Raw genomic sequence first — 1,668 nt, 5'->3', positions numbered from 1 at the left:
TGGCCGACCGTTTTTGGCGACCCGAAGATGACCACTGCGCTGCTTGATCGCATCACCCACCATTGCGACGTCATCGAGACCGGCAACGACAGCTGGCGCTTCAAACACCGTAGCTGACGCTCCGACACCCCCGACAAGATGCCTCGCGCTGCTCGCGCCTCCGGTCGGGCTACGCCCTCCCTACGCCGCAAGCAGCGCGAATGCTGCGTCTGTCATACCTGTCACGCTGCTCCGCAAGGGGGTCCCTTTTGGACGCCGATAAGGGGTCCCTTTTGCGCGCCGATTGACACTCTAACCTGCGAAGCCGTCAGGTGAGTGCAACTGGGTGACGCTTGGGAACTCCACCGACGCTCTGGCCGCAACCGGCGAATGATCGGCGGTGAACGAACCTGCTGCGCCGCTCCGCGGTATAGTCTCGCATCAGGTAAACAGAACCGTGGCAATCTGTGCAACGCAAGAAAGGATCGAGCAGACGCGCAGCATCGTCTACGCTTAGTGGCTGCCAAGTGTTCTTATGGTTGATCTCAGCTTGAGTCATAGGCTCCTCGAGATCAGACGCCTACTCTGGATTGCTTAACGAGGAATTAGGCCTGATCCCGACGAGGCCCATTCGAACCTGCAGTCTCGAATGTGGAGCCCGTGCTCTACCGATCGAGCTACGTCGCCAGAGCACTTCCGTACGCGACCGTACCGACGCAATATCACCTAAGTGATAGTGCGCCGGCTTGATCTGCATTAGTGTCTCCGGTGCGACCCGAAGGACTCGTGAAAGTCTGGACAACTATGCGGCGGCGACCTCAAGACCCCGAGGCGCCGCCGTTCTTGTCTGCGCGCCACAGACTTAACATTTTGCAACCACGTTATCACGATTTACCTGAAGGGTAATACTCTCCACGCCCGGCACACCAACATCGACGAAGATGCGGCACCGCGCGACGAACGACCATTCACCGACGGTGCCGGCCGTGTATAGTCGCGGTGCGACCCGAGGGGCTCTTGTTGAGTCCTGACAACTATGCGGCGACCTCCTGATACCCCAGGGGTCGCCGTTTTTTTAACTAGATGGGCCGATTACAATGATCGGCAATGATAATGCGATCGCTCACGTCGTATGTTCGCCCAGTCGCATGTTTGAAGCGTCTCACGCCGTCTGTCCGATCTCTCAACTCGACCGGTCTCAGGCCCTGCACGGGCTCTTGTCGAACATGCGCAATCTTCATGCTGCGTGCAGGTCGGCTCAGCAGTGTCGAAGCATGTCTTTGCTCAATCGACCATCTGCAAACACGATCATGTGTCCCGAATGTGGGTACCGTGTAGCCGACGCGTTAGCTGCAGTTCTGGCCTCGCACTGGCGTGAGAACCACACTGACGTCATGCCGTGGCATTTAGCTTGGCCACTGCTCCGGGACGGGATCTATGTCCCGTACCAGTTCGGAGGGCGAAAGCCACAAAGAACCAAGATCACCCGGTGAGGGCTGTTAAGGCCACTTAATGTCATTCCGCGGGTGGCAAGCTGGGCTCCGGAAGGGCCGGAGCCCACATGAACGTATGGCCCGCCCCGTTTGCAAGTAGGGTGATTGGACGTTCTGATCAGTCTGCGTCAACGTATACGGTCTCATGGGCGAGCCCATGGCCAAGATGGACATCCGCGCGTTTAGAGCCTCATAA

General features: G+C 58.3%; 1 protein-coding gene. It reads left to right on the top strand.

Features of this window, described 5'->3' with window-relative positions; all coding sequences use genetic code 11:
• The coding region (locus GV044_RS15380) for an ATP-binding protein (protein WP_159872470.1) at positions 1-117 on the top strand (117 nt) is incomplete at its 5' end.
• Positions 118-1,668 lie beyond the last annotated feature (1,551 nt).

It is taken from the genome of Novosphingobium sp. 9U, from assembly GCF_902506425.1.
In the GTDB taxonomy this organism is placed as follows: domain Bacteria; phylum Pseudomonadota; class Alphaproteobacteria; order Sphingomonadales; family Sphingomonadaceae; genus Novosphingobium.
Note: the sequence above shows the minus strand (reverse complement) of the source record. Positions and strands in the feature narration are given on the sequence as shown.